This window comes from Mycolicibacterium arseniciresistens, from assembly GCF_030519285.1.
Lineage (GTDB): Bacteria > Actinomycetota > Actinomycetes > Mycobacteriales > Mycobacteriaceae > Mycobacterium > Mycobacterium arseniciresistens.
In genome coordinates this window covers 1-7,499 of the sequence record NZ_JAUMSQ010000362.1, presented here as the reverse complement: position 1 = coordinate 7,499, position 7,499 = coordinate 1, and the positions used below count along the sequence as shown (strand labels likewise).

6 protein-coding genes and 1 pseudogene are annotated in these 7,499 nt (G+C 69.4%); 5 read left to right on the top strand and 2 right to left on the bottom strand.

Going from position 1 to position 7,499, the window contains the following annotated elements; translation table 11 throughout:
* From Q2100_RS28320 to Q2100_RS28310, 3 genes are all read left to right on the top strand, one after another.
* On the top strand, window positions 1–821 hold an 821-nt coding region (locus Q2100_RS28320), incomplete at its 5' end, for an amino acid ABC transporter permease (RefSeq protein WP_302916717.1).
* Entirely contained in the window at window positions 821–1,558 is a 738-nt protein-coding gene (locus Q2100_RS28315; RefSeq protein WP_302916716.1) for an amino acid ABC transporter ATP-binding protein, read from the top strand. The genes Q2100_RS28320 and Q2100_RS28315, both read left to right, overlap by 1 nt.
* A 58-nt stretch (window positions 1,559–1,616) precedes the next feature.
* The gene (locus Q2100_RS28310) at window positions 1,617–2,084 is read left to right on the top strand and encodes a MarR family winged helix-turn-helix transcriptional regulator (RefSeq protein ID WP_264013455.1); all 468 of its coding nucleotides are present in this window, start codon (window positions 1,617–1,619) and stop codon (window positions 2,082–2,084) included.
* A 9-nt stretch (window positions 2,085–2,093) separates the two neighbouring features.
* Here Q2100_RS28310 and ggh read toward each other — a convergent pair whose 3' ends face one another.
* Window positions 2,094–3,434: a glucosylglycerate hydrolase gene (gene ggh, locus Q2100_RS28305; protein WP_302916715.1), complete on the bottom strand. Its 1,341-nt coding sequence runs from the start codon at window positions 3,432–3,434 to the stop codon at window positions 2,094–2,096.
* Between the two features lie 54 nt (window positions 3,435–3,488).
* Here ggh and Q2100_RS28300 point away from each other — a divergent pair, with 54 nt between their 5' ends.
* Window positions 3,489–4,154 (top strand): SDR family oxidoreductase, encoded by a 666-nt coding sequence (locus Q2100_RS28300; RefSeq protein WP_302916714.1) that lies wholly within the window; start codon window positions 3,489–3,491, stop codon window positions 4,152–4,154.
* 56 nt (window positions 4,155–4,210) lie between these two features.
* Here the strand turns inward: Q2100_RS28300 and leuS are convergent, their stop codons facing one another.
* Window positions 4,211–7,057, bottom strand: a complete 2,847-nt coding sequence (leuS, locus tag Q2100_RS28295) for a leucine--tRNA ligase (protein ID WP_302916713.1) — start codon at window positions 7,055–7,057, stop codon at window positions 4,211–4,213.
* A 219-nt stretch (window positions 7,058–7,276) separates the two neighbouring features.
* Here leuS and Q2100_RS28290 point away from each other — a divergent pair.
* Window positions 7,277–7,499, top strand: a pseudogene (locus Q2100_RS28290) (LpqN/LpqT family lipoprotein); the annotation flags it as partial.

Genomic DNA, 7,499 nt, shown 5'->3' with positions numbered 1-7,499 from the left:
TGCCCGACTTCGCCGCCATCGCCGCCCAGCAGGAGCGGCCCGCCGCGGCGCCCGCCGCGCCGAAATCGACTCTGGCGCAACTGAAGGACTCGTTCCTCGACTGGGACCTGTACAAGCAGGCGTTCCCCGACCTGCTCAAGACCGGGCTGCCCAACACGCTCATCCTGACGGTGAGCGCCGCCGTCATCGGCCTGGTGCTCGGCATGGCGCTGGCCATCGCAGGCATCTCGCGGTCGCGCCTGCTTCGCTGGCCCGCGCGGGTGTACACCGACATCTTCCGCGGCCTGCCCGAAGTGGTGATCATCCTGCTGATCGGTCTCGGCCTCGGACCGGTGGTGGGCGGGCTGACCGGCAACAACCCGTTCCCGCTCGGCATCGCGGCCCTGGGTCTGATGGCCGCGGCGTACACCGGCGAGATCTTCCGGTCCGGCATCCAGAGCGTCGAGGCGGGGCAGCTCGAGGCGTCGCGGGCGCTGGGGTTCAGCTATTCGACGTCGATGCAGCTGGTGGTGATCCCGCAGGGCGTGCGGCGGGTGCTGCCCGCGCTGATGAACCAGTTCATCTCGCTACTCAAGGCGTCGTCACTGGTGTACTTCCTCGGACTGGTCGCCAACCAGCGCGAGCTGTTCCAGGTCGGGCGTGACCTCAACGCGCAGACCGGCAACCTGTCACCGCTGGTGGCCGCCGGGCTGCTGTACCTGGCGCTGACCATTCCGCTGACCCACCTGGTCAACTACGTCGACAACCGGCTGCGCCGCGGCAGACAGGCACGGGCCGAAGACCCCGAACTGTCGCCGGCGGCGAACCAGGAGATGATCTGATGCCCGACTTCGAACCGGTTTCGCTGGCCTGCAACGACGTTCACCTCGCGTTCGGCCCGAACGCGGTGCTGCGCGGGGTCGACCTCGACGTGCCAGCGGGCAGCACCGCCACGGTGATCGGGCCGTCGGGATCGGGCAAGTCGACGCTGCTGCGCGTGCTCAACCGGCTCTACGAACCCGACAGCGGTGACATCCTGCTCGACGGCCGGTCGGTGCTCGGGGACAACCCCGACCAGCTCCGGCAGCGCATCGGCATGGTGTTCCAGCAGTTCAACCTGTTCCCGCACCGCAGCGTGCTGGACAACGTCACGATGGCACCGCGCAGGTTGAAGAAGCTGCCCGCCGACGCCGCCCGCGACCTGGGGCTTGCCCAGTTGGACCGGGTGGGTCTGCGGCACAAGGCCGACGTGCGGCCGGGCACGCTGTCCGGCGGTCAGCAGCAGCGGGTGGCGATCGCGCGGGCGCTGGCGATGGCGCCGCAGGTGATGTTCTTCGACGAGGCGACCTCGGCGCTCGACCCCGAGCTCGTCAAGGGGATCCTGGCGCTGATCGCCGACCTGGGCGCCGACGGCATGACCATGGTGGTGGTCACCCACGAGATGGGTTTCGCGAGGTCGACGGCGGATTCAGTGGTGTTCATGGACCACGGGCAGGTGGTCGAGTCGGGTCCGCCCGAGCAGATCTTCGACGGCGCGGAGACCGATCGGCTGCGCCGCTTCCTCTCACAAATTCTCTGACGCGAAAATTACGTTCCATCGCATATTGGCAGGGACCGACACGTTAGACTGTCGAACTATGGTCGAGACCGATCCGCAGGTCACCGAACTCGCGGGCGAGCTGCAGCGGGTGCTGTCCCGGGTGTTCTCGATCCTGCGCCGCGGGGACGCCAACCGCGGCACGGCCGGCGACCTCACACTGGCCCAACTCTCGATCCTGCTGACGCTGCTCGACCAGGGACCCATCCGGATGACCGAGCTGGCCGCGCTCGAGCGGGTCCGCACCCCGACGACCACCGTCGCGATCCGCCGGCTGGAGAAGCTCGGCCTGGTCAAGCGCTCCCGCGACCCCTCCGACCTGCGTGCGGTGCTCGTCGACATCACGCCAGAGGGCCTGGCCCAGCACCGCGAGGCGCTCGCGGCCCGCCGGGCCGCGCTGGCCGAGCGGCTGGCCAAGCTCAGCGCCGACGAACTCGAGACTCTCACCAAGGCGCTGCGCCCGCTGGAACACCTCGCCGATCCCGAGGACCGCACCAACCGGACCTGACGGGTTCGGTCAGCCCAGCCAGTCCAGCACCGCTGCCGCCGTCCACGACTGCTGCATGCTGCCCAGCGGCTCACCGGTGAACGGCTCGTAGTACTCGGCGAAGGTTCCGTCGCTGGCCTGGCGCAACCCCTCGTGGCGCAGCACCCGCGACCGCTCGGACCAGCCGCGGCGGGCGAAGCACCACGAGAACAGCCACGTCATCACCGGCCACACCGGGCCCCGCCAGTACTCGCGCGGCCGGAAGTCCCGCGACACCGGAGACGTCGACGGGATGCACGCGTACTTCAGGTCGGGGTGACCGCAGAACCGCGGTCCCTCCAGCAGGCGCAGCAGCGCACGCTCCTTGTCGTGCGGTAGCCCGCCGCACAGCAGCGGCGCGAACTGCACGACGGTCTCGGTGGCGAGCAGCCGCTCGGCACGGACGTCGTAATCCCTTGCCGCGCCGGTTCTTTCGTCGGTGGTCTCGACGACGCCTGCGCGGAACCGCTCCGCCCAGCCGTACAGTTCGCGGACGTCGGCGTGCGGGCGCTTGTAGTCCTCGCCGATCTCGGCGAGCACCTGGCAGGCCACCGAGAAGATGGCCGAGACGAACACGTCCTCGACGGCGAAGCTCATCACCTTGGGCAGCAGGTCGTCGTCGTAGCGGACGGACTTCATCTCCTCGAGCAGCCACAGGTAGCGGTCGTACTCGTGGTCGGACGGCCGCTGGCTGGCGTCGGTGACGATGGTGTTGTCAGCACGCTGGTATTCGGGCACCGCACCGGGAATCACGTTGGCGTAGGCGCTGTCCCAGCGCGGCGAGTTGTCCATGCCGGACTCCCACCCGTGGTACAGGGTGATTCGGCCGTGCTCGTTCTGGTCGCGGGACTCGGCCAGCCAGCGGTGCCAGCGCACCAGGTCCGGCCACCGGCGGTCCAGGAACGCCTCGGCGACCGCACGCGTCGAACGGCCCCTGGTGCGGGCGTGGTCGAGGATGCGCTGCACCGCGATCGCATGCACGGGTGGCTGGGTGATGCCCGAGGTGTGCCGGTTGCGCGGCGCGTCGGGGGCCAGCGCCGAGCACGCCCACCGGGCCGGGCCCGGGAAGTACCCGTCGACGCCGTTGGCGAACACGATGTGCGGGATCATGCCGTTGCGCCACTGCGCCGACAGCAGCGTGTCGAGCTCCACCACCGCCCGCTCGACGCTCAAGGGCGCCAGTCCGATCGCCACGAATGCCGCGTCCCAGCTCCACATGTGCGGGTACAGCAGCGGCGCGGCGGTCGTCATGGAGCCCAGGTCGTTACCGCGCAGCAGGTAGGCGGCGCGGGCCGCGAGCTGGGTGGGCGCGAAGCTGGGATCGTGGGGCATCGGTTCAATGATGCGTCTCCGAGGGCGAGTCCGCAGGTCGGTAGGGTCGCACCTGTGCCGACCGCAATGATCACCGGCGCAGGAGGCGGGCTCGGCTCGGCCATCGCCGCCGCCCTGGCGCCTACCCACACCCTGTTCCTGGCCGGCCGGCCGTCGGACCGGCTCGACGAGGTGGCCGAGCGCCTCGGCGCCACCACCTGGCCGCTTGACCTGCGCGATCTCGACGGGCTCGAGGCGCTCGCCGAGCCGATCGTCGAGCTCGACGTGCTGGTGCACAACGCAGGGGTCGCCTATCCGGGCCGGGTCGCCGAGTCCAGCGTCGATGAGTGGCGCGACACGATGGAGGTCAACGTCGTCGGCGCGGTCGCCCTGACCCTGGCGCTGTTGCCCGCGTTGCGCACCGCCGGCGGTCAGGTGGTGTTCATCAACTCCGGGTCGGGGATCAACGCCTCACCGGGGCTGGCGTCGTACTCGGCGAGCAAGTTCGCGCTGCGGGGGTTCGCCGACTCGCTGCGCGCCGACGAGCCCTCGCTTCGCGTGACGTCTGTGCATCCCGGCCGGATCGCCACGGCCATGCAGGAGGAGCTCGTCGCCTACGAGGGCCGCGAGTACCGGCCGGAGGATTTCCTGCAGGCCGACACCGTCGCCAAGGTGGTGGCCGACGCGGTGCACACGCCGCCGGACGCTCACGTGCATCAGGTGATCGTCCGCCCCCGCTAGTAGTGATTTCGGTGCGCTCACGTTCGGTGAGCGAACGTTTCCGCGCCGAAATCCCTCTAGACGACCAGGTTGACCAGGCGGCCGGGGACGACGATCACCTTCTTCGGCGTCGCGCCGTCCAGGAACGTCTGCACCTTCTCGTCGGCCAGCGCCGCCGTCTCCAACGCATCCTTGGCGGCGTCGGCCGCGACGGTGATACGGCTGCGCACCTTGCCGTTGACCTGCACCGGGTACTCGACGGTGTCGGTCACCAGGTACTGCGGGTCGGCCACCGGGAACGGCCCGTGCGCCAGCGGGGTGTCGTGGCCGAGGCGGCGCCACAGCTCCTCGGCCATGTGCGGCGCCAGCGGGGCGACCATCAGCACCAGCGGCTCGATCGCCGCACGCGCGGTGACGCCCTCCTTGGTGAGGTGGTTGGTGTACTCGATCAGCTTCGCCGCCGCGGTGTTGTTCCGAAGCGCCGCATAGTCTTCCGACACACCGGCAATGGTGCGGTGCAGCACCCGCAGCGTCTCGGTGTCGAGCGCCTCGTGCCCGGCGACACGGTCTCGGCCGGTCTGCTCGTCGATCACCAGCCGCCACACCCGCTGCAGGAAGCGGTGCGCGCCGACGACGTCCTTGGTGGCCCACGGCCGCGACGCCTCCAGCGGACCCATCGACATCTCGTAGACCCGAAGCGTGTCCGCGCCGTAGTTGTCGCAGATCTCGTCCGGTGACACCGAGTTCTTCAGGCTCTTGCCGATCTTGCCGAACTCCTGGAAGACCTCGACCTCACCGTCTGGGGCGGCATACCAGAACTTGCCGTCACGTTCGACGACGTCCGCGGCGGGCACGTAGGAGCCGCGGGAGTCGGTGTAGGCGAACGCCTGGATGTAGCCCTGGTTGATCAACCGGCGGTACGGCTCCCGCGAACTGACGTGGCCGAGGTCGTACAGCACCTTGTGCCAGAACCGGGCGTACAGCAGATGCAGCACCGCATGTTCGACGCCGCCGACATAGAGGTCGACACCGCCGGGATCGTCCGGACCGTGCTCGGCCGGCCGCGGACCCATCCAGTAGGCCTCGTTCTCCTTGTCCGCCAACGCCTCCTTGTTGTACGGATCGGTGTAGCGCAGCTCGTACCAGGAGCTGCCCGCCCACTGGGGCATCACGTTGGTGTCGCGGGTGTAGGACTTCGGACCGTCACCGAGATCGAGTTCGACGTGCACCCAGTCGGTGGCCTTGTTCAGCGGCGGGTTCGGCTCGCTGTCGGCGTCATCCGGGTCGAACTGCACCGGCGCGTAGTCCGGGATGTCCGGAAGTTCGACGGGCAGCTCCGATTCCGGCAACGGGTGCGCCCGCCCGTTCTCGTCGTAGACGATCGGGAACGGTTCACCCCAGTAGCGCTGCCGGGCGAACAGCCAGTCGCGCAGCTTGTACTCCACCCGGGCCCGGCCGCGGCCGTCGGCCTCCAGGCGCTGGGTGATCGCGTGCTTGGCCTCCGAGACTCCGAGACCGTCCAGATAGTCGGAGTTGACCAGGATGCCGTCGCCGTTGTAGGCGCCCTCCGAGATGTCGCCCCCCGCGACCACTTCCACGATCGGCAGGCCGAACTCGGTGGCGAAGTCCCAGTCCCGCTGATCGCCGCCCGGGACGGCCATGATCGCCCCGGTACCGTAGCCGATCAGCACGTAGTCGGCGATGAAGATCGGAACCCGTTGCCCGTTGGCGGGATTGACCGCATGGCTGCCCAGGAACACGCCGGTCTTGGCCTTGTTCTCCTGTCGCTCCAGGTCGGACTTCGCTGCGATGCTCGCGCGGTAGGCCGCGACCGCATCGGCGGGCGTCGCCCCGTCGTAGGTCCAGCGGGGATCGACGGCGTCGGGCCAATCGGCCGCGGTCAACTGCTCGACCAGTGGATGCTCGGGCGCCAGCACCAGGTACGTCGCGCCGAACAGTGTGTCGGGGCGGGTGGTGAACACCTCGACGTCGCCCGCGTCGGTGGAGAATCGGACCTGTGCGCCCGTCGAGCGCCCGATCCAGTTGCGCTGCATCGCCTTGACCTTGTCGGGCCAGTCCAGCGCGTCCAGGTCGTCGAGCAGCCGGTCGGAGTAGGCGGTGATCCGCATCATCCACTGCCGCAGCCGCTTCCGGAACACCGGGAAGTTGCCGCGGTCGCTGCGGCCGTCGGCAGTGACCTCTTCGTTGGCCAGCACCGTGCCCAGGCCCGGGCACCAGTTGACCATCGAGTCGGCGCGGTACACCAGCCGGTGGGAGTCGATGACGTCGGCGCGCTCGCCGGCGTCCAGCTCCGCCCAGTCCCGGCCGTCGTCGAGTCGGCGTGCGCCGGAATCGAACTCGGCCACCAGTTCGTCGATCGGCCGGGCCTTGGCGACCGCCGGATCGAACCAGGCGTTGTAGATCTGCAGGAAGATCCACTGCGTCCACCGGTAGAAGTCGACATCGGTGGTGGAGAAGCTGCGCCGTGAGTCGTGGCCCAGGCCCAGCCGGCCGAGCTGGCGCCGGAAGTTGACGATGTTGGCCTCGGTGCGGGTGCGGGGATGCGTCCCGGTCTGCACCGCGTACTGCTCGGCGGGCAGCCCGAACGCGTCGAAGCCCAATGCGTGCAACACATTCCGCCCGGTCATCCGGTAGTACCTGGCGTAGACGTCGGTGGCGATGTAGCCCAGCGGGTGTCCGACGTGCAGGCCCTCACCCGACGGATACGGGAACATGTCCTGCACGAACATCTTGTCGGCGGGTACGGGCGTGCCGTCGGCCGGCGCCAGCTCCCCGACGGGGTTGGCCACGTTGAAGGTGCCGAGCTCCGCCCAGGTCTGCTGCCACGTGCGCTCGATGTCCCCGGCGAGCTCCGCGGTGTAGCGGTGCTGCGGGGTGTCGGCGGTGTCAGGCGAGTCGGTCACCTCACCAGGGTATAAAGCCCCGATCGCGCACCTCAACGCGCATGTCGGAGGTGATCTGCGCCACCCACGGGGGCACGGGTTGATATCGGTTGCGTTGCGGAGTTGTCCGTGTTTGATCCCGGCTTGGTTCCAGGCCTACCGGCGTAACCCGCGCCGTGGATACAGTCGGCGCCTGACCGAGGCACGACGTGCCCGACTGCTTTCGAAAGGTAGGCGTCGATGATCGGAAACGCCCGCCGCTGGCGGGTTCTGGCAGGAGGCATCGCCGCCGGTGTGGCCGGCGTCGTCGGCATCGCGGGCGCGACCGCGTCGGCACAGCCCACCTATCCGCAACCGTCGGTGCCGATCCCCCCGACGGTCACGCAGACGGTCACCGTCGCGCCTGCCGCCGCCCCGGTGGCGAGCTCGCCCACCGTCGGACAGGCGGGGCTGCTCCCGGGCT